The sequence below is a fragment of the Actinoplanes sp. G11-F43 genome, from assembly GCF_050589265.1.
Classification (GTDB): domain Bacteria; phylum Actinomycetota; class Actinomycetes; order Mycobacteriales; family Micromonosporaceae; genus Actinoplanes.
Window position 1 is genome coordinate 149,919 of record NZ_JBNZCE010000028.1, and the last position, 21,190, is coordinate 171,108.

A 21,190-nucleotide genomic window follows, 5' to 3' on the forward strand; every position below is an offset into this window, starting at 1 on the left:
GACAGTGTCATTCTCGGGGCATGTGGACGATGGAGCAGTTGGTCGAGCGGGTCAGCGCGGCACTGGCCGCGGAGTATCCGGGCGCCCCCAACGGCCGCGTCCGGGAGGTCCCCGACCGCAGGTCGATCCGGTGGTATACGACGATCGGCCTGGTCGACCGGCCCCTCGGCACGCGGGGGCGCACGGTCTTCTACGGGCCACGCCACCTGCTGCAACTCGTCGCGATCAAGCGACGGCAGGCGGCCGGGCTCACCCTGGCCGAGATCCAGGGCGAGCTGTCCGGCGTTTCGGAGGAGACGCTGGCAGAGGTCGCCCGGGTGCCGCCGGATCTGCTCGGCGGTGACACCACACCGGCGGACGACACCGTCCGGCCGCAGTTCTGGAAGACCGCGCCCGCCGCACCGGGCCGCACTCCCCCACCCGCGCCGGATGACGACCATCACCCACCCGGCGCCACCCGGCGGGCACTGGAGGCGGCGCTCGACGACCTGAGCCCCGCATCCACACCGGTTCCCGGCCTGATCACCGGCGTTCCGCTCGGCAGCGGTGTGATCCTGCTGCTGCCATGGCACGTCCCCGACATCGATCGCGACGACATCGTCGCGGCAGCCCGGCCCCTGCTAGACCTGCTCGCGTCCCGCGGGCTCACCGATGGGAGAGACGCATGATCATTTCTGTGAACCCGATGGGGCCGGCCGAGCTGGAGCGCCACCGGACCGTCAGTGACGCCGGGCTCGGCACTCTGCTGACCGAGCGCGGCAACCTGCCCCTCGACCGTCTCGACGTCCGCGCCGCCATCAGCGGCCTGCTCGTGCGGACCGAGTTGACCACCGAGTTCGTCAACGGCCACGACACCGCGCTGGAGGCCACTTACGTCTTCCCGCTGCCCGACCGGGCCGCCGTCACCGGCATGACGATGACCGCGGCCGACCGGGTGGTCACCGCGGAGCTGCGCGAGCGGGGCGCCGCCCGCGAGCAGTACGACCAGGCGGTCGCGGCCGGTCAGCGGGCCTCCATCGCCGAAGAGGAGCGGCCCGACGTGTTCACCATGCGGGTCGGCAACATCCTGCCCGGCGAGCGTGTGGTGGTCCGCCTGCAGCTCGTGGGCCCGTTGGCGTATGAGGACGGCGCCGCCACCTTCCGCTTCCCGCTGGTCGTCGCGCCACGTTACGTGCCCGGCGAGCCCCTCGGCGGCCCACAGGCCGGAGACGGCCAGCAGCCCGACACCGACGCCGTGCCGGACGCCTCACGCATCTCGCCACCGGTGTTGCTGCCCGGGTTCCCCAACCCGCTGCGGCTCTCCATCAACGTCGACATCGACCCGGCCGGGCTGGAGCTCGGCGACGTCCGCTCCAGCCTGCACACGGTCACCGAGCACGACGGGAGCCTGCGCATCGCCCCCGGTGAGCGCGCCGACCGCGACTTCGTGCTCCGCCTGGAGTTCGCGCCGGGATCCGAGTCCGCGGTGGCCGTCCCCGACGAGGACGGCGAGCAGGGCACGTACCAACTCGTGGTGCTGCCGCCGGCGGCGACCGCCGCACCACGCCCGAAAGACGTGATCCTGCTCCTGGACCGGTCGGGAAGCATGGGCGGCTGGAAGATGGTGGCCGCACGCCGGGCCGCCGCCCGGGTCATCGACACCCTGACCGCGGCCGACCGGTTCGCGGTGCTCACCTTCGACCACGAGGTCGAGTGGCCGGAGCGGCTCGGAAGCGGACTCGTCGACGCCACCGACCGCAACCGGTACCGAGCTGTGGAGCATCTGGCACGCGCCGACGCCCGGGGCGGGACCGAACTGCTCAGCCCTCTCACCACCGCCCTCGGCATGTTGTCCGACAGCCCCGGCCGTGACCGCGTGCTGGTCCTGGTCACCGACGGGCAGGTGGGCAACGAGGACCAGATCGTCAAACAGGTCAGTTCCCTGATCGGCGGGATCCGGGTGCACACCGTCGGCATCGACCGGGCGGTCAACGCCGGCTTCCTCGGCCGCCTCGCCGCAATCGGCGCCGGCCGGGCCGAGCTGGTCGAGAGCGAGGACCGCCTGGACGAGGCGATGGACCAGATCCACCGGCGGATCGGCGCACCGGTGGTCACCGGGCTCACCGTGACCGGCGCCGGGTTCACCCCGATCGACGGCACCCGCAGCCCGGCCCGCCTGCCAGGCCTCTACCCCGGCGTGCCACTCGTGATCACCGGACGGTATTCCGGCGCCGTCGACGGCTCCCTGACCGTGACCGGGCGGACCCGTGACGACCAGGAGTTCCGCACCCAGGTGGTGGTTCAGCGACACTCCGAGCCGGCGGTCCCCTCACTGTGGGCGCGGGCCCGGCTGCGCGACCTCGAGGACGCGTACGCGTCCGGCGATCATTCTCTGGAGACGGAGATCGTCGGTACGTCGCTGCGGTTCGGTGTGCTGTGCCGGTTCACCGCTTTCGTGGCGGTGGACGAGCGGGTGGTGAACGAGGGCGGCCAGACCCGCCGGGTCACCCAGCCGGTGGAACTGCCGTCCGGTTGGGAGATGCCGCCACCGCCCGCACCGGCCTTCCACATGGTCGCGGCAGCGTCCCCGTTCGCCGGCGGCCCATCCGCCCCGATGGGGGCTCCGATGGCCTTGCCGCCGCAGCCGCCGACGCCGGGCGCGCCCGGCCCGGCACGCCCACGCTTCGCGGGCCCGCGCACCGGCGCCTCGTTCGCCGCGAAGTCCGGCCCTTCAGCCGCTCCCCCGGCGCCGTCCTACTCGGGCGTGGCGGACAGCAGCCCGGCGACCACCCCCGACTCGGTGGGCGCTACACCGGCCGGAGGTCCCCCCGGAGCACCGGCTGGAGCGCCCGTCAGCCCGGCGGCACCAGGCGTTACCGCTGGTAGCCCGGCGGCACCCGCGGGAGGTTCTGGCGGCTCGGCCGCGCCGAGCGGAGTTCCCGGTGGGCCGACGGCGCCGGAGGCTGCGGGCAGTGGACCAATGTCCGCTTTGCGAGGGATTGCGGGACGGCCGGCGGGGGGTCTGGGCGGGCGTCGTTCCCGTGGTTCCGCGCCGAACGGCGGCGGGCAGGTCACCGACGAGCTGCGGGAGCTGGCGGCTGTTGAGGTGAGCCGGCTGCGGGAGGCCACGAACCAGCCCGCGATGGACCGCCGCGATCTGCTCGACGACCTCGCCAGCCGTTTGGCTGTACTGCTGGAGCCGGTCACCGACAGTGCCGCCGATCCCGTTCGCGAGCTGGTCGGCATCCTTCGTGGAGACACCGGTCTCGACGACCGGTGGGCAACGGCGATCCGGGTCCTGGAGGAGTTCGCTGCTGCCAGGCCGGCCAAGAAGCGGCCCTTCTGGAAGTCCTGACAAATTCACACGCGCCCGGGTCTCGCCGGATGAGTGCTGCTGGGCCTGACGGCCTCAGCACATCCGGCGGCCCCGGCCCGCACCACGGGCCACGTAGTCGCCGGGCGCCCCGCCGAGGTTGCGGGCACCGGGGTTTCGGGCCGGGCTGACAGTCCGGACTCGGGGCCGGGGGCTGTGGCCCGAATGTGGGCGCCTGTCTGACTGGCCGGATCGCCTGCCTACCGGACAGGCCGGGTCTGCGGCCGGATGCGGGCCGGATCGCGGGCCTGCCTATAGGCCGGGATTGCGGCCGGATGCGGGCCTGCCCGACGGGTCGGGTCTGCGGCCGGATGCGGGCCGGGCCTGCGGCCAGATGCGGGCCGGGCTGGCGGGTCCGATTTGCGGGGCGGGCGACGGGCCGGGTTTGCGGGTTGTGGGGAGCGGATTCGTGGCTGGGGTTCTCTCGGGTCGAACGCCCTCTTGGAGAGCGTTCGCGGTGTTCTTTGGAGTGTTGGGTGATTGAGGTGGAGCTGTGGGTCTGAGCGGCTGGGCAGAAGGTGGTTACCGGGTGGTGAAGTGACAGTTATCGGTGGCCCGCGGCACCACATCGGTGGGCGGGGGCCGGTAAGTTGAGGCACCGATGTCAGAGCTGGGGGTGGGTACGTCAAGTGGGTGAACAACTGGGCGACGAGCGGGATCCGCTGTTGGTGCGGCCGTTCGTTCTGCCGGACGGGGATCGGCAGGCGCCGGCGCCGTCCACGTCCACCTGGCCGGCCCAGGCGGGGGCCGGGGAAGTACCCACACAGCTGTTGCCCGCTGCGCCGGCCGCGCCGGCTGAGCCGGCCGAGCCGGGGACGTCCAGCTCTCGACGATCGCTGATCCTGATCGGGGCTGCGGTCACTGCGGTGGCCGGGGTGGCCGGCTACGCGCTGATGCGGCCCGCCCCCGAAGCCGAGTGGGTCTCCTCCCAGCCGGGTCTGTCGCATCCCGCGGTGATCGGGCCCAGCCTCACACCTAGCGCGGGTGAGGAAAAGAGCACCATCGACGGGCTCACCGGTGACGGCAGCACTGTTGAAAGTGGTGGCGACCCGGGTGGTGGGACCGTGACGCGGGGCGGTACACGTACGCCGGCGCCTGGGGGTTCCGGTTCGGCCAGCCGGTCCGCGGGAGCCTCGCCGTCAACCGGTGGTGGACCCACGTCGGCGGCCCCGGCTCCGCCGATCGATCTGCTGCCGAGTGCGATCCCCACCGGGCAAGGACTGTTGATCAACGGCAGTGGGTTGTGTCTGGACCTGCGGGGAGGGCGGGCCTCGGACGGCCGGGACGTGCACGTCGACGACTGCAACGGCACCAGCCCACAGCGGTGGCGGCTCAACTCCGATCGGACCCTGGAGGTGCTGGACATGTGCGCCGCCCAGGCACGCGACGGGTCCGTTGAACTGACCAGCTGTGACGGGCGCTTCGCCACACGGTGGCAACTGTTCGACAACGGTGTGCTGATCAACACGGCCAACGGGCAGTGCCTTACCGACCCGAACTCGGGGAGCCGTCCCGCCAACGCCGTTGTGGTCACGCTCTGTGCTGGGGGCAGGAACCAGAGTTGGACGTTCGGCTGAGAGCCGGGGAAACGGGGGGCGCGAGGGAACGGCATCAGATGGCAGGCTGACCGGGTGGGATTCTTCGATGGGGTGCCGTCGTTTGATCCGGCGCCCGATCCCGGCGTTCCGGTGCGGCCCGGCTGGATGCGGCCCGAGGACCGCATCGGCGGGGCGGTGGCCACTCAACTCCTGGTCGCCCGCAGCGGCAGTGCCGCCCTGGGGTTGACCGGGGTGGCGGCGTTTCCGAACGGGTTCGAATTCACGATCGTCGTCGTGCTTCGGGAGGAGGATCGGCGAGGGCGGGTGTTCGAGTACGGGTTCCAGCGGTTCGACGAGCCGCCGGGGCCGGAATTCCTGCGGATCGGGTTGGGGTTCACGGACGGGAGCGTGGTCACCAATCTGGACCGGCATCCGTGGAATCTCTGGGAGCGCGAACTCGCCGGGCCCGTGCTGATCGGACAGGACGGCGGGGGCGGTGGACGGCGGTATGAGATGCGGTACTGGGTTGCGCCGCTGCCGCCGGAGGGAGCGATCACGGTTGTCGCCGAATGGCCCGCGCAAGGGATTTCGGAGACGCGAGCCGATTTGGATGGGTCGTTGATCCGGGCGGCCGCTGATCGGGCTGTCTCACTCTGGTAGGCGCACGTCCGGTTTTCGCGGGCCACTGCTGGAGAGCGGCTGGGCTGGGCTGCGCGGTTGGGCTGGGCGGCCGGGCTGCGCGGTTGCACGATTTGGCTGGGCTGGGCGGTTGCACGGGTGGGCTGGGCTGGGCGGTTGGGTTGGGCGGTTGGGCGGTTGGGCTGGGCGGTTGGGCGGTTGGGCTGGGCGGTTGGGCGGTTGGGCTGGGCGGTTGGGCGGTTGGGCTGGGCGGTTGGGCGGTTGGGCGGTTGGGCGGTTGGGCGGTTGGGCGGTTGGGCGGTTGGGCGGTTGGGCTGTTGGGCTGTTGGGCTGGGCGGCTGGGCTGGGCTGGGTTGGTGGGCGCGCACGTTGGTGGATCGGGTGCTCGCGTTGGTGTTCTGGGCCCGGCAGGTGCTCACCGTCTGGCGTCGGTGTTACTCCGTCGGAGTGGGGTGCCAGATGTCTGCGCACGAACCGGGCAGTGTGGGCGTTCGACGGGGTTTCGGGGGTGAGATACCGGAGGTGAGGTATCGGACTTATGAGCACGAACCGGGCAGCGTGGGAGTCGACGGGGATCCGGGGGTGGGGAACCTGACGAATACCTGAGGAAGGGTTTTTAGCTGCGAGAACGTCATGGAGACCATTCCTGGCCGCCGTTGGAACAACTGACCGTCAGGGTCTGGGCTGTGGATTTAGGGGGTGGGCTTGGGAGTGGGCGGTGGGCGTACGTAAATAGGATGTTGGTATGGATCTTGATCTGCTCTCCGCGGCTGCTGCGGCTGAAGGTTTCATGCCTGAGGATGAGGGGATGGCGTTGGCTCGGGCCGCGTTCGGGGCTCCGGCCGGGCCGCTGCTCGAGGTGGGGAGCTGGCTGGGGAAGTCGACGCTCTATCTGGCTGCCGCGGCTCGGGGGCGGGGTGGCAAAGTTGTCACCGTCGACCATCACCGGGGGTCGGAAGAGCATCAGGTGGGATGGGAGTACCACGATCCGGGACTTGTGGATCCTGCGGTCGGGATGATCGACACGCTTCCCGGGTTTCGGCGGACCATCGCGGCGGCGGGGGCCGAGGATGTGGTTGTCGCGGTGGTGGCTCGAGCTGAGGAGTTCGCCGAGTTGTGGGCCGCTCCGCTGGCGTTTTTGTTTCTTGACGGCAGTCACACCGATGAGTCGGCTCAGCGGGATCTCGCCTCGTGGGCTCCGCATCTGGCGGTCGGTGGGATTCTCGCCATTCACGATGTCTTTCCCGATCCGGCCGATGGTGGGCAGGCGCCCTACCGGATCTACCGGAAAGCCCTGGACAGCGGCGAGTTCACCGAACTCGACGGGCAGGGGTCGCTGCGGCTGCTGCGACGCGACCGGCTTCCGGCGACAGCTGCCTGACCTGGCCCGGCGCGAAGACTAAGGCCGAAGCATAAAGGGGCAAAAAGGAAAAATGCGAGCGGGCACGGGCAGGCGGGTGCGAGCGGGCGCGGGCCGGGCAGACGGACGCGGGCCGGGCAGACGGGCGCGGGCGGCCCGGTACAGGCGGGCGGGCCGGTACAGGCGGGCGGGCCGGTGCGGGCGGGACAGGGGCCGCGAGGAGGTCTACGCGATGCCGGAACCCACGTCGGCCTGGGAGAACGCGCCCGGCTGGGACCGGAAGATGGCTGAGCGCGGGTGGGCCGCCTGCAACGCGTCGACGGCCAGGACCACGGCCGCGGCGGTCCACGTAGTGCGTTCCACCGGCCAGCGGACACCATCGGTCAGGACCAGGCCGGTCCAGTACGAACCGTCCTCCTCGCGCAGGTGCTGCATCGCCTCCACCAGGGCTTCCGCGGCGGCCCGGTCGCCGATCGCGTCCAGGGCCAGGGCCAGCTCGCAGGTCTCCGCGCCGGTCACCCACGGCTGGTCGGCGACACAGCGGGCGCCCCGGCCGGGCACCACGAACTCGTCCCACCGGGTGTCCAGGTGTTGGCGGGCGGCCGGGCCGCGGACGGCGCCGCCGAGGATCGGGTAGTACCAGTCCATCGAGTAGCGGGACTTGTCCGCGAACGCCGCGGGCCGGTCGCGGAGGGCGGTGCCGAGCAGGTCGGCGGCTAGTTCCCAATCCGGTTGCGGGTCGGTGACCCGTTCGGCGATCGCGATGCCGCAGCGCAGTGCCTGATGGATGCTGGACGATCCGGTGAGCAGGGCGACCGGGTCGCCGGCCGCCCACCATACCTCTCCGCCGGGCGCCTGGCAGCCGGTCACGAAGTCGAGGGCCCGGCGCACGGCCGGCCACATCCGCGCCAGGAACGCGTCGTCGCCGGTGCACAGCCAGTGATGCCAGCAGCCGACGGCCAGGTAGGCGGCGTGGTTGGTCTCCGCGGTGGGATCGGCGACGGTGCCGTCCGGCTCGTACCGGGAAGCCCAGGAACCGTCGGCACGCTGGTGGCGCCGCAGCCAGTCGTAGGCGGCGGCGGCCCGCGCGGTCTCCCCGCCCACGTCCAGGGCCATGGCGGCTTCGACGTGATCCCACGGGTCGGCCTGCTGCCCTTTCTCCCAGGGGATCAGGCCGTCGGCTGTCTGGTCGGCGGCGATGGTGGCGACGGTGGCCCTGATGTCGTCGGCGCTGAGCACGCCCGGCAGGTCAGGCACCGACACCCGCGAGCACCTCCTCCTTCGCCAGGTAGATGACGACGCTCTTGCCGATCAGCGGGTTGAGGGCCTGCTCGACGACCCGGGTGACGGCGGGCCTGTCGACGATGTCCCAGACCAGGAGCTTGTGGTACGCCCGGGTCGGCGCCGCGTCTCCGATGGCACATTTCAGCCACCAGTACGGGCTGTGCAGCGCGTGCGCGAACCCGTTACCGGTCACGGTCAGTCCGGCTTCGGTCAGCCGGGCGGCGAGTTCGTCCTCCTTGTAGATGCGCACGTGCCCGCCCTCGTTGGCGTGGTATTCGTCGGACAGCGCCCAGCACACCCGCTCCGGCAGCCATCGGGGCACGGTGACGGCGGCGAGCCCGCCGGGACGCAGCACCCGGGCCAGTTCGCGGATCGCGGTCACGTCGTCGGGGATGTGTTCGAGCACCTCGGAGGCGATGACCCGATCGAAGCTGGCGTCCGGAAAAGGCAGGGAGAGCAGATTGCCGCGTACGGTCGTCGCGCTCGCGGTGGCCGGCGCCTCGCCTTCCAGGGCCATCGCGGCGCACCATTTCCGGGTGGTGGCCAGGTCGGTCTCGTTCAGGTCGAGCGCGACCACGTCGGCTCCGCGCCGGTACGCCTCGAAGGTGTGCCGGCCTTCGCCGCATCCGAGGTCGAGGACCCGCATCCCGGGCCGTACGTCCAGCCGGTCGTAGTCGACGGTCAGCATCTGTTCTCACTTTCCTTGGTGATCGCCCGCTCGTACCACTCGGCGGTCCGGATCGCGGTCCGCCGCCAGGTGAAGTGTTCGACCGCGCGGCGGCGGCCCTCGGCGCCGAGCCGGCGGCGCAGTTCGGGGTCGTCGAGCAGCCGGCCGACGGCGGCGGCGAGGGCCCCGGCGTCTCCGGGTGGCACGTGCAGGGCGGCGAGCCCGTCCGGTCCGGCCACTTCGGGCAGCGCTCCGGCGGTGGTGACGACCAGTGGCGCCCCGCAGGCCATCGCCTCGACGGCGGGCAGCGAGAACCCCTCGTAGCGGGACGGGACGACGGCGACGGTCGCGGACCGGAACAGGTCGGCGAGTTCGTCGTCGCTGATGCCGGAGACGAACCGGATGGCGCCGGTGAGGCCGAGCCGGGTGATGGCCTGCGCGGCGGGGCCGTCGGGGCGGGCCGAGCCGACGACGACGAGTTCGACGTCGCGTTCGGCGCGCAGTTTGGCGACCGCTTCGATCAGTTCGGGCAGTCCTTTGAGGGGCACGTCGGCGCTGGCCACCGAGACGATCCGGGCCGGCCCGGTGTGGTCTCCGCGGCCGGGCCGGAAGGTGTCCGTGTCGACGCCTACGCCGATCACGCTGAGCTGGTCCGGGGTGACACCGAAGGCTTCGACGATCTCGGTGCGGGACGCCTGCGACACCGTGGTCAGGTGTGGGATGCGACGGGCCACCCGGGCCTGCATGCGGGTGAACGCGTACCACCGGCGCAGCGAGGCCCGCCGTTTCCAGTCGGGGGCGGCGGCCAGTTCCAGGTCGCGGTCGACGGTGATCGGGTGGTGGATGGTGGCCACCAGTGGGGTGCCGAGGCGGGCGAGCGGGAGCAGGCCGTATCCGAGGCACTGGTTGTCGTGGATGACGTCGAAGTCGCCGCGTCGCCGGTGAAGGTGCCGCCAGGCGCGCAGGGAGAAGGTGAGCGGCTCGGGGAACGCGCCGGTGCACATCGCCAGCCATTCGAGCACGTCGATAGCCGAGGTGAACTCCTCGCGCTTCGGTGTCCGGAACGGATCGGGCTCGCGGTAGAGGTCGAGGCTGGGCAGGACGGTCAGGGCGACGCCCTCGTCCAGCTCCGGCAGGGGCGGCCCGGAGATCACCTCGACCCGGTGCCCGAGGGCGGCGAGTTCGCGGGACAGGTGCCGCACGTAGATGCCCTGGCCCCCGCTGTGCGGTTTGCTCCGGTACGACAGCAGGGCGATACGAAGAGAAGTCAACTACAGCCCATCCACCAGTGTTAGCCCTCGAACTCGATCACTCTAGCCCGCCGCGATCATAGTCAACTTATTTACTATGCACTTCATTGCTCATATGCTCCGGGCGTGACGACGTATCCGCACCTGCTCAGCCCGCTCGATCTCGGGCACACCACGCTGCGCAACCGGGTGGTCATGGGGTCGATGCACACCAAACTCGAGGACCGCCTCGACGACCTGCCGAAGCTCGCCGCGTTCTTCGCCGAGCGGGCCCGCGGCGGGGTCGGGCTGATGGTCACCGGTGGTTACGCGCCGACGTGGCGGGGGTGGCTGGCGCCGTTCGGCAGCCGGATGACCCGGGAGAGCCACGCGCTGCAGCACCGGATCGTCACCGACGCGGTGCACGAACACGGCAGCAAGATCCTGATGCAGGTGCTGCACGCGGGGCGGTACTCGTACCACCCGTTCAGTCTCGGCGCCTCGGCGAAGAAGTCACCGATCACGCCGTTCCGGCCGCGGGCGATGAGCACCCGGCAGGTGGACCGGACCGCCACCGCGTTCGCCCGCGCCTCGCTGCTGGCCCGGCGGGCGGGGTACGACGGGGTGGAGATCATGGGCTCGGAGGGGTACCTGATCAATCAGTTCCTCGCCGCCCGTACCAATGATCGTTCGGATGTGTGGGGTGGCTCGGCCGCGAAGCGGATGCGGTTCCCGCTGGAGATCGTCCGGCGGGTGCGGGAGCTGTGCGGCGACGACTTCATCGTGCAGTACCGGATCAGCCTGCTCGACCTGGTCGACGACGCCCAATCCTGGGCGGAGACCGTCGACCTGGCGAAACAGCTCGAAGAGGCGGGCGTCTCGATCTTCAACACCGGGATCGGCTGGCACGAGGCCCGGGTGCCGACGATCGTCACGTCGGTGCCGCGCGGCGCGTTCACCTGGGTCACCGGCAAGCTGCGCGGCGAGGTGGGCGTGCCGGTGGTCGCCTCCAACCGGATCAACCGGCCGGAGGCCGCCGAGCAGGTCCTCGCCGCCGGGGAGGCCGATCTGGTGTCGATGGCCCGGCCGCTGCTGGCCGACCCGGACTGGGTGGACAAGGCCGCCGGGGGCCGGGAGCGGGAGATCATCACCTGCATCGCCTGCAATCAGGCCTGCCTCGATCACACCTTCAAGAACCAGCGCGCCACCTGCATGCTCAACCCGCGGGCCGGGTTCGAGACCGAGCTGGTGCTGGCGCCGACCCGTACCCGCAAGAAGATCGTGGTGGTCGGGGCCGGCCCGGCGGGGCTCGCCGCGGCCGTCGAGCTGGCCGGGCGCGGGCACCGGGTCGAGCTGTTCGAGGCGGGCGCGGAGATCGGCGGGCAGTTCCGGCTGGCCGCGCGGGTGCCGGGCAAGGAGGAGTTCGCGCTCACCCTGGACTACTACCGGCACATGATCGAGCTCCGGGGTGTCGGGCTGCACTTGAAGACGCGGGCCACGATCGACGACCTGACCGATTTCGACGAAGTGGTGATCGCGACCGGGGTGGAGCCGCGGATCCCGGCCGTCCCGGGGATCGAGCACCCGTCGGTGATCACCTATCAGCAGCTGATCAGCGGTGACGCCGAGGCCGGCGAGCGGGTGGCGATCATCGGGGCCGGTGGGATCGGGTTCGACGCCGCGGAGTACCTGCTGCACGCGCCGGACGAGCCACTCGACGACTGGATGCGGCGCTGGGGTGTGACCGATCCGGCTGTCGCCCGTGGTGGGCTGACCACCCGGGTGAAGGCCCCACCGAGACGGGAGGTGCATCTGTTGCAGCGCAAGGACACGGCACTCGGCAAGGGGCTGGGCAAGACCACCGGGTGGGTGCACCGGGCCACGTTGCAGGACTCCGGGGTCGCCATGCTGCGGGGTGTCACCTACGACCGGATCGACGACGCCGGACTGCACCTCACCGTCGATGGTCGATCACGGACACTGGCGGTCGACACGGTGGTGCTGTGCGCGGGCCAGGTCTCGGTGCGTGATCTGGCCGCCCGCGACGGGGCGCACGTGATCGGCGGCGCCGACGTGGCCGCCGAACTCGACGCCAAGCGGGCCATCAAGCAGGCCACCGAACTGGCGGCGCGACTGTGAGCCTCGTCGAGACCACCGTCTCCGCCACCGGGATCGCCGCCGTCCGCCTCAACCGGCCGGACAAACTGAACGCGCTCACCCTCGACACCCTCGCCGAACTGGTCCGCGCCGCCCGCACGCTGAAGAAGGACCGCACGGTCAAGAGCGTGATCATTTCCGGTACGGGTGACTCGTTCAGCTCCGGACTCGACATCGCCACCACGCTGCGGACCCCCGGCCGGATCGCGACCGCGTTCGTGCCGCTGCCGTGGCGGGGCACCAACCTGTTCCAGGAGGCGTGCTGGGCCTGGCGGCGGCTGCCGGTTCCGGTGATCGCCGCGGTGCGCGGGCACTGCTACGGCGGCGGGCTGCAGATCGCGCTCGCCGCCGACTTCCGGTTCGCCACCCCGGACTCGCGGTGGTCGGTGCTGGAGGGCAAGTGGGGCATCATTCCCGACATGACCGGCATGCGGACGCTGACCGAGCTGCTCGGCGCCGACGTGGCCAAGAAGCTGACGATGACCGCCGAGGAGTTCGACGGGGCCACGGCGCAGCGGCTCGGCCTGGTCACCGAGGTGCACGACGACCCGCAGACAGCGGCCACCGCCTTCGCCACCGGCCTGCTGAGCCGGTCGCCGGCCGCGCTCGCCGCCGCGAAACGGCTGGTGAACGGGGCGGTCACCGGCAGCGCCCGGCGCACCTTCGCCCGGGAACGGCGCGAGCAGATCCGGCTGCTGGCCGGCATGAAACGGACCGGCTCCGGCATGAAACGGCCCGGCGATCGTCCGTAGGATTGCCGGCGTGGCACTGAGGAACGCGTTGCTGGCGGCCCTGGTCGACCGGGAGGCCTCCGGGTACGACCTGGCCAAGCAGTTCCGCAGCTCGGTGGCGAACTTCTGGACCTGCACCCCGCAGCAGCTCTACCGGGAACTGGAGAAGATGGAGGCCGAGGGCCTGCTCGCCGCCCGGATCGTCAAGCAGGACAAACGGCCGGACAAGCGGATCTTCTCGGTGACCGCGGCCGGGCGGGAGGCGCTGCACGCGTTCTCGCTGCGCCGCCCCAAACCGACCACGGTCCGGGACGAGTTGCTGATCCAGGTCGAGTCGCTGTCCCACGGCGACGTGCCGAGCGTCCGCGAGTCGATCCGCTCACACATGGCCGACAGTCAAGACCGGCTTGCCGGGTACGAGCGGCGCCTCGCCGACATCCTGGGCAGTCGCACCGACGCCGAGTTCCTGGCCACCGGCACCCGGCTCGGGCCCTATCTGACCCTGCATCGCGGCATCACCTTCGAGCGGGAGAACATCGCCTGGGCGCGACTGGCCCTGGACGTGCTGTCGCGGCGTTTTCCATGAGTGTCGTCCGGAACCACCGCATGCGGCCCGGCGCCCGCCGGACGGTCCGGTGTGGCACCCTCCTCGCGGGGACGCGGCAGGGCATGACGACTGCGGCGGTAGGTGCCGGGCGTACCGGAGGATGGTTGTGGTGAGGAGTGACGATGCGGCTCTTCGGTGAGGTCGCCGGGCTGTACGACGCGGCCCGGCCCGGCTATCCGGCGTCCTTCGCCGACGCGATCCTGGCGTTCCACGGGCGCGAACCCGCCTCGGTGGCCGAGATCGGCGCCGGAACCGGCAAGGGCACCGCCGTCCTCGCCCGCCTCGGCGGCACGCTGACCTGCATCGAACCGGATCCTCGGATGGCCGCCCCGCTGATCGCGCGCTTCCCGTCGGCGACCGTCCACACCGGCACCTTCGAGGAGTGGACACCGCCGCCGGGTGGGGTCGACGTGCTCGGCTGCGCGATGGCCTGGCACTGGCTGGACCCGGCGACCCGCAACGAACGGGCCCGCGACGCTCTCTCGGCCGGTGGAACGCTGGCCATTTTCGGACACCGGTACGGCTATGCCGATCCCGCTCAGGGCGCCGCGATCCAGGCCGCACTGAACGACCTCGACCCGACGGTTCAGGACCGGCCGGTCGACTGGTTCCACGAGGACGTGCTGGCGGCGGGGCTTTTCACCGGCGTACACAAGCAGGTGGTGAACACACCGCTCCCCCTGGACCGGACCGCCTACCTGGACCTCACGCGGACCTTCGGCCCGTTCCTGCGCCACTCGCCGGAGTTGCAGCGGCGTGGCCTGGAGCGGCTCGGCCGTCTGATCGACGACTTCGGCGGCACGGTCACCCTGGATCTGCGGACGACCCTGGTGCTGGGTTCGCGCGCCGGATGACCGCCTGCCGCACGTCCGGCGGAAGCCCCGGGTTGGTGGCCAGGAGCTCCAGCGTGTACGGGTCACCCGCGGCGATCAACTCGTCCACCAGGGTGCGGGCCAGGTCCGCGTTGGCGAGCAGATAGCGGACCTCGTAGCCGTTGGCCGGCAACTCGGTGACCGGCCGGCCGCGCGCCTCGACCACGGCCGCCATCGGCGCACGGACCTCGGGGTCCTCGTCCCGCAGCAGCACGTCAACGGCCGCCCGCGACGGATCCGGCCACGGCCACGGTTCGGACAGGAAGACGACGGCGCCCCGGCGGACATCGGCGTCGGCGTGCCCGGCCACGATCGGCAGCAGCGCACGGTCGCGGTGCAGCAGTTCGACGATCTCGCCGGCCAGTTCGTCCCGGTTCAGCAGCTCGCGCCGGTACTGCCGCACGAGCCGTTCAAGTCGATCGTCCATGGGGCGGCACAGTAGCTGGCACGCGCACGACACCATGGGGTCATGGTTCCTCTGCGCCCGCCGCGACGGCGGCTCGATCGACGGTTTGTGCTGTGGCGGACGATCGACGCGGTGATCTGGTGTGCCGTGGTGCTCGGGGTGCTCGGGGCGGTGTGGTTCTTCGCCGAGGTGACCCGGCCATGGGTGGGACCGGTTCTGATCGTGCTGGCGGTGCTCTACGCGATCAACATCACGATCATGCCGTCGTGGCGGTACCGGGTGCACCGCTGGGAGACCACCGACGACGCGGTGTACGCGCTGACCGGCTGGCTCACCTACAAATGGCAGGTGGTGCCGGTCTCCCGGATCCAGAGCATCGACACGCGGATCGGGCCGCTGCAGCGGATGCTCGGCCTCGCCACCATCACCGTGATCACCGCCTCGGCGGAGGGCAACGTCGAGATCGAGGGGGTCAGCGTGGCCGACGCCGAGACCACTGTGGACCGGTTGCGTGAGGTCACCGCGGCTACCGTCGGGGACGCCACGTGACCGGCGTCCCCGGTACCCCCGGCACCCCCGGCACCCCCGGTGCCCCCGGTGCCCCCGGTGCCACCGTCGCCGAGGAGCCGTGGCGGCGGCTCAGCGTCCGGGTCGTGCATCTCGGGCTGATCCGGCTGGTGATCTCGTCGGTCACCGGGTTTCTGGGGATCGCCCTGCGCGACGACCCGGTGTGGCCGCTGGTGGCCGGGGCGGTGTTCGGGCTGCTGGGGGCGGTCGGGGATCTCAAGCGGTGGCAGACGACCCGGTTCCGGATCACGACGGAGCGGGTGGAGATGCGTACCGGCTGGATCTCCCGCACCCACAAGATCGTCGGGCGTGACCGGATTCGATCGGTGGACAGTTCGGCTCGGCTGATTCCCCGGCTGCTGGGGTTGCGGACCGTTCACATCGGGTCCGGGGAGGCCGAGTCGTCGTTTCAGCTGGACGCGCTGGACAAGGCCGGCGCGGAACGGGTGCAGCGGGAGTTGCGGTCCGCGCGCACCGTCCCGGGCGTCGCTCCTGCCGTCGCCCCCGCCGTCTCGCCCAGCGGCGCTCCCGACGGCGCCCCCGGCGTCTCTCCCAGCGGCGCCCCCGGCATCTCTCCCAGCGGCGCTCCCGATGTCGCCCCCTGCATCTCTCCCAGCGGCGCTCCCGACGGCGCCCCCGGCATCTCTCCCGACGGCGCCCCTGGCTGCGCTCCCGGCGGCGTCCCTGGCGTCATCGCTGATGGCGCCTCCGTCGATGCCTCTCGCGGCGTCTCCGGTGGGCCTGCCGCCGGGGTCGCCGGGGTCGCCGGGGTCGTCCCCGGCGACGGTCATCCCACCGTCACCCTTCCTGTCGTTTCGGACATTTCCGAAACGTCGCCCGAAGAGCAGCTGATCGTTCGTTTCCGCCGCTCGTGGATCTCGGTCAACGCTTTCACCGCGGAGGCCGTCGTCACCCTGGCCGTCATGGTGTTCGGCCTGCATTGGGCGCTACGCCCGTTCGGGGTGGACCTGTTCCGGACCATCCGTGACCTGTCCGGCACCGGCACGCTCGGCATCGTCGCACTCGCGCTGATCGCCATCCCACTGGCATTCGCGGTCAAGGCAGGCTCGTTCGTCGTGGACAACTGGGGTTTCGAACTGGTCCGCACCGGCGGCACCCTGATCACCCGGCACGGCCTGTTCACCACCAAGACCGTGCAGCGTTCCGACGACCGTACCCGCGGAATCTCCTTCGCCGAACCACTGCTGACCCGCCCGCTCCACGTGACGAAGACGAAACTGCTGCTCACCGGCTCGGCCGCTGGGGAGGGCGGCGGCGACATCCTGCCCCGCGTCCGTCTCGCCGAGGCCCGCGACCTGGCCGCCGAGATCCTGCCGGACGGCAGCCGCCCACTGGAGTACCCGCTACGGCCCCACCCCCGGGGCGCACTGTGGCGACGGGTCGGCTGGGCATCATCGGTCCCGGCCCTGATCGCCGCGGCACTGTGGCTGCTGCCGCTGCCCGGCTGGGCGTGGCCACTGCCGCTGCTGCTGATCCCGGTGGCCCTGCCCCTGGCCGTGGTCGCCTACCGGTCGCTGGGTCACACCGTCGAAGACGACTACCTGGTGGTACGGGGTGGAGCCCTGAGCCGCACCACGGTAGCCCTGCAGAACCGCGCCGTGATCGGCTGGAGTGTCGAACAGTCGCTGTTCCAGCGCTGGGCCGGCCGGGCCACCGTCGGTGTGGCGACGGCGGCCGGCTCCCGCCACTACCAGGCCCCCGACGTCAGTGTCGACCAGGCGCTGACCCTGATCAGAGAGGCCACCCCGCACCTGGCCGACACCGTGCTCGACGGTTAGTGCTTGCTGACCACGGTGGGCCGCACCATCAGCACCACCCGGTCCGGCGCGTCCTTCGGTGCCTCGGTCCCGAACGGCGCGTCGTACCGCTTCGCCAACTCGACGTAGAACGCCCCGGTCGGATCCGGCTCGATCCGCTCGACCACCCCACGAACCTCCAGATACCGGTACGGGTTCTCCGGATCGATGATCGAGATGGCGACGGCCGGGTTGGCGCTGATGTTCTTGAACTTGCGCCGGTAGTTCGTGTGCGTGAACTTGATGAACTCGCCGTCCCAGGCGTACCACATCGGATTGACCTGGGGCGTCCCGTCCTCCCGAACCGTAGCCAGATCCGCGAAGAGCGGCCGCTCCAGCAGATCCTTGAAGTCCTCGGGAATGTCCACGCCACTCATGCGCTCTCCTACTCACCGTGTAGAACTGGTCCACCGGTCAGCCTACGGCCGGCCGGCCGGTTTCCGCGCTTCCAGGCGGCCCCGTTGACTGAGCGGTGTTCGCCAGGCCCGCCCCGGCCACGCGCACACGCCGCCGCGTTCGTTCAGCGTCTGCGCCCGGCAGGCGACGAACTCGACGACCAGAACCGGCGCCGGCGGGACCTAGCGGCGGGCCAGGTGGATGATCGGGGCCACCAGGCAGGTGGCGGCGCCGGCGGTGGCTATCGCGGCTGACGGGGACGTCCATTCGGCCAGGGCGCCGAAGGCCAGCGGGCCGACGCCCTGTAACGCCATCATGCCGGTGGACAACAGGGCGAACACCTGGCCCCGGCGGGCGGGCGGGGCCGCCTCCAGGAATTCGCGCTGCAGGCCCAGGCTGTAGGCGAACCCGGCGCCCGCCACCGCCAGCACCGTCACCACCGCCGGTAGTGGCAGCGCGGCCGGCAGCGCGAGCAGCGGGGCTCCCAAGAGGACCACCAGCGGGGCGGCCAGGCGTTCGCGGACGCTGGGGCGCAGCAGCCGGCCGACCACCAGGTTGCCCAGCAGCATGCCCACCGGGGAGGCGGCCATCAGCAGTGCTCCGGAACCGGGCGGGAAGCCGCGGCGGGCGCCGTACGACACCAGCAGCGCCTCGGCGCCGACCGCGAACGCCGTCGGCAGCCACTGGGCGAGGAACAGGCCGCGCAGTCCGCGGTCGGACAGCAGGCCGATCGCGCCGGTCCAGCTGTCCCGGACCGCTCCCCCGTCGTGAGGTGTGGACGGGCGCTCGTCCGGCAGAGTGAACCGTACGATGACCGCGGTGAGCAGGTGTGCGGCGGCGGCCAGCAGCAGGGCGTGCCGGGCGCCGATCGCGGCCACCGCCACCCCACCGGCGGCCAGGCCGAGCAGCTGGGCGGCGGAGGAGGACATGCTGGTCAGGGAGCGGCCGAGGACGTACGCGTCGCCGGTCAGCCGTTCCGCGACGACCCGGGCGGCGGCTCCGGCGAACACCGGGGTGAACACCGCCACCGCGCCGACCAGCAGCAGGTTGACCAGGACCGGCAGGTCGGCCAGGCCCAGGGTGGCGGCCAGTGCGGCTTCCAGGAGGTACCCGCCGGTGATCAGCGGGCGGGACGGCAGCCGGTCGGTGAGGGAGCCGAGCAGCAGGCCTCCGGCGAACTGCGGCAGAAAACCGGCCCCGAACGCCAGCGCGCTCAGCAGCGGCGAGCCGGTGGTGGCGTACACCAGCACCGACAGGGCGAAGATCTGCAGGCTGATGGCGCTGATCGACACGCCCCGGGCGACGAAGAGGGCCCGGAACACCGGTTCGGCGAAGACTTCCCGGTAGGTCGCGGGGCGGTCGGTGACAGGCATGCCAGGAGACTGCTCCCCGTGCGTACGGCAATCGAATGTTTCGCTCTGGGACGTAAGGTCGAAGGGTGCTGCGGTTCGTGGTGGGTGCCGAGGATCTGGCCCGGACCAGGTTCGCCCTGTCGCCGGTGTTCGAGCTGCTGAACCTGCTGCGGGCGCTGGCCGGGCCGCACGGCCGCGGGATCGCGCCGCGGTGGCTGGACCGGTTGCGGCCGGCGTTCGCCCGGTTGCGGGCCGATCCGGCGCTGGACGCGCTGCTGGTGCTGCACAACGACACCAGCGGGGCCAACTTCATCTGCCCGCCGCCGGCCCGGCTCGGCCAGACCATCGGCGACGACCTGGCCGCGATCCGCACCGCTCCCCCGGCGACGGTCCGGCGCGAGATCGCCCGGTACGTGTCCGACAACGCCCTCCTGAACGCCCCGGACGTGCTGGACCGCCTGGCCGGGTTCCTGGACCGGGCGTGGACGGAACTGGTCGCCGCGGACTGGCCCCGGCTGCGGCTGCTGTGCGAACGCGACGTGGTGCACCGCTCCGCCGAACTCGGCCGGGACGGCTGGCGGGCGGCATTGGACGGGCTGCACCCGAAGGTCCGCTGGCGGGACGGGGGCATCGATCTGCCCGGCTACCGAGGTGGGGCCACCGGGCTGGACGGGGCCGGGCTGCTGCTGGTGCCGTCGGTGTTCATCTGGCCGGGGATCGCCGTGTTCGCCGACGATCCGTGGCCGAAAGCGATCGTCTACCCGGCTCGCGGGGTGGCGACCCTGCTGGAGCACGGGCCGCCGGAGGCGCCGGAGCAGCTGGCCGCGCTGATCGGGCGTACCCGGGCGCTGATCCTGGTGACCCTGGCCGATCCGGCGAGCACCAGCCAGCTGGCCCGCGCGCTGAATCTGGCGGTCGGCGCGGTCGGCGACCATCTGGGGGTGCTGTCGCGGGCCGGGCTGGTGCAGCGGGCCCGGTCCGGCCGGTCGGTCCTCTACCGCCGGACCCCGATGGGCGACATCCTGTCCGGATGACGTCGCAGGTTCCCGACACCATCTCATTTTCGGACACCGAGTTCGCGATCACCGCCGTCGACGGGTCCGGGTTGTTCGATCCGCGGGCGCACGGCTACCACCCGGCCGGGTTCGGTTCGGCCTGCTGGCGGGGGTCGATCTGCGCGTACGCCCTGCGCGACGGCCGTCTCGTGCTGGACTCGGTGCTGCTCGGGCCGCCCGAGGACGGAAGGACGCCGCCGGTACTGTTCGGGGTGCGGCCCCGGCACACCCGGCACTGGGCCGGCTCCGGGAACGGTTACGCCGGACTCCGCGCCCCGGTGCCGTTCACCGGACGGCTGCTCGGCGGTGCCGGCCCGGTGTCCCTCGGCTATCTGAACATGGGATTCCGGCCGGCATGGCTGTTCGACCGGGTGATCGAGTTCGGTCTCGAGGCCGGACGGCTCATCACGTCCCGCGATCGTTGCGCCGAGGCCGCCGCGCTGCGGTCGCGGTTGGGCACGGCCGGGCTGGGTCCTGCGGGGGCCGAGGATGCCGGTGGTTGGGTAGACAGAACGTTCTCTCTGGATTTCGGCTACAGCCTGCCCACCCCACCCACGAGCTGAAAACCATTTCAACCCCGCGCCGGTACGCCCGTCAGCCCCACAGAAACCGGACCCTCAAGCCTCGTCCCCGCGACGTCCGCACTTACTCCCGACCGTCCGGCGACCGCCGGGCCGAATGCGGTGGCCACCGGTATCACGCACCCCGCACAGAACGCCCACCACCATCACAGCCACCTACCCGAACGCACTCGACCAGGCCGATGATCAACCGCACTCACTCGCCCCGGCCGCTCACGGACTCGTCACGATTCAACGCGTATACGAGCCACAACTTTCGCCGGGTTGACCGATCTCATCTCGATCCTGATCGTTCACCACCGAGATGAGACTTCCGCGCGGTTCCGTGCCGAGCTCCAGTCAATCCCTCGCCGCGGCAACCGACCGAGATCTTGGCGGATTCACCACCGCCCGAGTCTTCTTCCCAACCTCTGGCCCGCTCGCAGTCAGTTCCCCACGCGAGTGTCCGCCCCCTGCCCCCACCCCACGGCCGTTTCAACATCATCCAGTGAGGCCGAGGATGGTGAATGGCCTGGTCATGTCGCGGTTGGCCCAGCGGGTGGCTTCGGTGATGTCGGTGCGGCCGGCCAGGCGTAGGGCG

At 71.4% G+C, this 21,190-nt stretch carries 19 protein-coding genes; 13 read left to right on the forward strand and 6 right to left on the reverse strand.

The window, feature by feature from the left end; genetic code table 11:
- The first annotated feature begins 20 nt into the window (after nucleotides 1-20).
- From ACQ0O7_RS31730 to ACQ0O7_RS31750, 5 genes are all read left to right on the forward strand, one after another.
- Nucleotides 21-668: a MerR family transcriptional regulator gene (locus ACQ0O7_RS31730; protein ID WP_430787479.1), complete on the forward strand. Its 648-nt coding sequence runs from the start codon at nucleotides 21-23 to the stop codon at nucleotides 666-668.
- Entirely contained in the window at nucleotides 665-3,334 is a 2,670-nt protein-coding gene (locus ACQ0O7_RS31735; RefSeq protein WP_430787481.1) for a VIT domain-containing protein, read from the forward strand. Before ACQ0O7_RS31730 ends, ACQ0O7_RS31735 begins: the two co-directional genes overlap by 4 nt.
- 647 nt (nucleotides 3,335-3,981) lie before the next feature.
- Entirely contained in the window at nucleotides 3,982-4,929 is a 948-nt protein-coding gene (locus ACQ0O7_RS31740) for a ricin-type beta-trefoil lectin domain protein (RefSeq protein ID WP_430787483.1), read from the forward strand.
- 111 nt (nucleotides 4,930-5,040) lie between these two features.
- Complete coding sequence (locus ACQ0O7_RS31745; RefSeq protein WP_430787485.1) at nucleotides 5,041-5,550, forward strand: hypothetical protein; 510 nt, start codon at nucleotides 5,041-5,043, stop codon at nucleotides 5,548-5,550.
- Between the two features lie 724 nt (nucleotides 5,551-6,274).
- Nucleotides 6,275-6,910: a class I SAM-dependent methyltransferase gene (locus tag ACQ0O7_RS31750; protein ID WP_430787487.1), complete on the forward strand. Its 636-nt coding sequence runs from the start codon at nucleotides 6,275-6,277 to the stop codon at nucleotides 6,908-6,910.
- A gap of 204 nt (nucleotides 6,911-7,114) precedes the next feature.
- On the opposite strand, the gene ACQ0O7_RS31755 is transcribed toward ACQ0O7_RS31750, so the two are convergent.
- Genes ACQ0O7_RS31755 through ACQ0O7_RS31765 form a run of 3 tightly spaced genes read right to left on the reverse strand, consistent with a single transcriptional unit; the run spans nucleotide 7,115 to nucleotide 10,111 of the window.
- A complete protein-coding gene (locus tag ACQ0O7_RS31755) occupies nucleotides 7,115-8,152 on the reverse strand; it encodes a prenyltransferase (RefSeq protein WP_430787489.1) in 1,038 nt (345 codons plus the stop codon).
- Nucleotides 8,139-8,861, reverse strand: coding sequence for a class I SAM-dependent methyltransferase (locus ACQ0O7_RS31760; protein WP_430787491.1), 723 nt, complete (start codon nucleotides 8,859-8,861; stop codon nucleotides 8,139-8,141). The genes ACQ0O7_RS31755 and ACQ0O7_RS31760 overlap by 14 nt, the downstream gene beginning before the upstream one ends.
- Nucleotides 8,855-10,111, reverse strand: coding sequence for a glycosyltransferase family 4 protein (locus tag ACQ0O7_RS31765; protein WP_430787493.1), 1,257 nt, complete (start codon nucleotides 10,109-10,111; stop codon nucleotides 8,855-8,857). The genes ACQ0O7_RS31760 and ACQ0O7_RS31765 overlap by 7 nt, the downstream gene beginning before the upstream one ends.
- A gap of 105 nt (nucleotides 10,112-10,216) precedes the next feature.
- On the opposite strand from ACQ0O7_RS31765, the gene ACQ0O7_RS31770 reads away from it, so the two are divergent.
- The 4 genes from ACQ0O7_RS31770 (at nucleotide 10,217) to ACQ0O7_RS31785 (ending at nucleotide 14,418) form a co-directional block, all read left to right on the forward strand.
- On the forward strand, nucleotides 10,217-12,208 hold the full coding sequence (locus ACQ0O7_RS31770) for an FAD-dependent oxidoreductase (protein ID WP_430787495.1): 1,992 nt from the start codon (nucleotides 10,217-10,219) through the stop codon (nucleotides 12,206-12,208).
- Nucleotides 12,205-12,978, forward strand: coding sequence for a crotonase/enoyl-CoA hydratase family protein (locus ACQ0O7_RS31775; RefSeq protein ID WP_430787497.1), 774 nt, complete (start codon nucleotides 12,205-12,207; stop codon nucleotides 12,976-12,978). The genes ACQ0O7_RS31770 and ACQ0O7_RS31775 overlap by 4 nt, the downstream gene beginning before the upstream one ends.
- 10 nt (nucleotides 12,979-12,988) lie before the next feature.
- A complete protein-coding gene (locus ACQ0O7_RS31780; protein ID WP_430787499.1) occupies nucleotides 12,989-13,543 on the forward strand; it encodes a PadR family transcriptional regulator in 555 nt (184 codons plus the stop codon).
- A gap of 143 nt (nucleotides 13,544-13,686) precedes the next feature.
- Nucleotides 13,687-14,418, forward strand: a complete 732-nt coding sequence (locus ACQ0O7_RS31785) for a class I SAM-dependent methyltransferase (RefSeq protein ID WP_430787501.1) — start codon at nucleotides 13,687-13,689, stop codon at nucleotides 14,416-14,418.
- Here the strand turns inward: ACQ0O7_RS31785 and ACQ0O7_RS31790 are convergent.
- Nucleotides 14,369-14,863 (reverse strand): hypothetical protein, encoded by a 495-nt coding sequence (locus tag ACQ0O7_RS31790; RefSeq protein WP_430787503.1) that lies wholly within the window; start codon nucleotides 14,861-14,863, stop codon nucleotides 14,369-14,371. The two genes, ACQ0O7_RS31785 and ACQ0O7_RS31790, sit on opposite strands and share 50 nt — an antisense overlap.
- Before the next feature lie 42 nt (nucleotides 14,864-14,905).
- Here ACQ0O7_RS31790 and ACQ0O7_RS31795 point away from each other — a divergent pair, with 42 nt between their 5' ends.
- Together ACQ0O7_RS31795 and ACQ0O7_RS31800 are read left to right on the forward strand one after the other, a co-directional pair.
- Entirely contained in the window at nucleotides 14,906-15,391 is a 486-nt protein-coding gene (locus ACQ0O7_RS31795) for a PH domain-containing protein (protein WP_430787505.1), read from the forward strand.
- Nucleotides 15,388-17,208, forward strand: coding sequence for a PH domain-containing protein (locus tag ACQ0O7_RS31800; RefSeq protein ID WP_430787507.1), 1,821 nt, complete (start codon nucleotides 15,388-15,390; stop codon nucleotides 17,206-17,208). Before ACQ0O7_RS31795 ends, ACQ0O7_RS31800 begins: the two co-directional genes overlap by 4 nt.
- Here the strand turns inward: ACQ0O7_RS31800 and ACQ0O7_RS31805 are convergent.
- Both ACQ0O7_RS31805 and ACQ0O7_RS31810 read right to left on the reverse strand, forming a co-directional pair.
- On the reverse strand, nucleotides 17,205-17,603 hold the full coding sequence (locus ACQ0O7_RS31805; RefSeq protein ID WP_430787509.1) for a PPOX class F420-dependent oxidoreductase: 399 nt from the start codon (nucleotides 17,601-17,603) through the stop codon (nucleotides 17,205-17,207). The two genes, ACQ0O7_RS31800 and ACQ0O7_RS31805, sit on opposite strands and share 4 nt — an antisense overlap.
- Before the next feature lie 201 nt (nucleotides 17,604-17,804).
- Nucleotides 17,805-18,995, reverse strand: a complete 1,191-nt coding sequence (locus ACQ0O7_RS31810) for an MFS transporter (protein ID WP_430787511.1) — start codon at nucleotides 18,993-18,995, stop codon at nucleotides 17,805-17,807.
- Nucleotides 18,996-19,060: 65 nt separating this feature from the next.
- Here ACQ0O7_RS31810 and ACQ0O7_RS31815 point away from each other — a divergent pair, with 65 nt between their 5' ends.
- Both ACQ0O7_RS31815 and ACQ0O7_RS31820 read left to right on the forward strand, forming a co-directional pair.
- Nucleotides 19,061-20,008 carry a DUF5937 family protein gene (locus tag ACQ0O7_RS31815; protein WP_430787513.1) on the forward strand — a complete coding sequence of 316 codons (948 nt, stop codon included), beginning with the start codon at nucleotides 19,061-19,063 and terminating at the stop codon, nucleotides 20,006-20,008.
- Nucleotides 20,005-20,592, forward strand: coding sequence for a hypothetical protein (locus tag ACQ0O7_RS31820; protein WP_430787515.1), 588 nt, complete (start codon nucleotides 20,005-20,007; stop codon nucleotides 20,590-20,592). The genes ACQ0O7_RS31815 and ACQ0O7_RS31820 overlap by 4 nt, the downstream gene beginning before the upstream one ends.
- The last annotated feature ends 598 nt before the right edge of the window (nucleotides 20,593-21,190 follow it).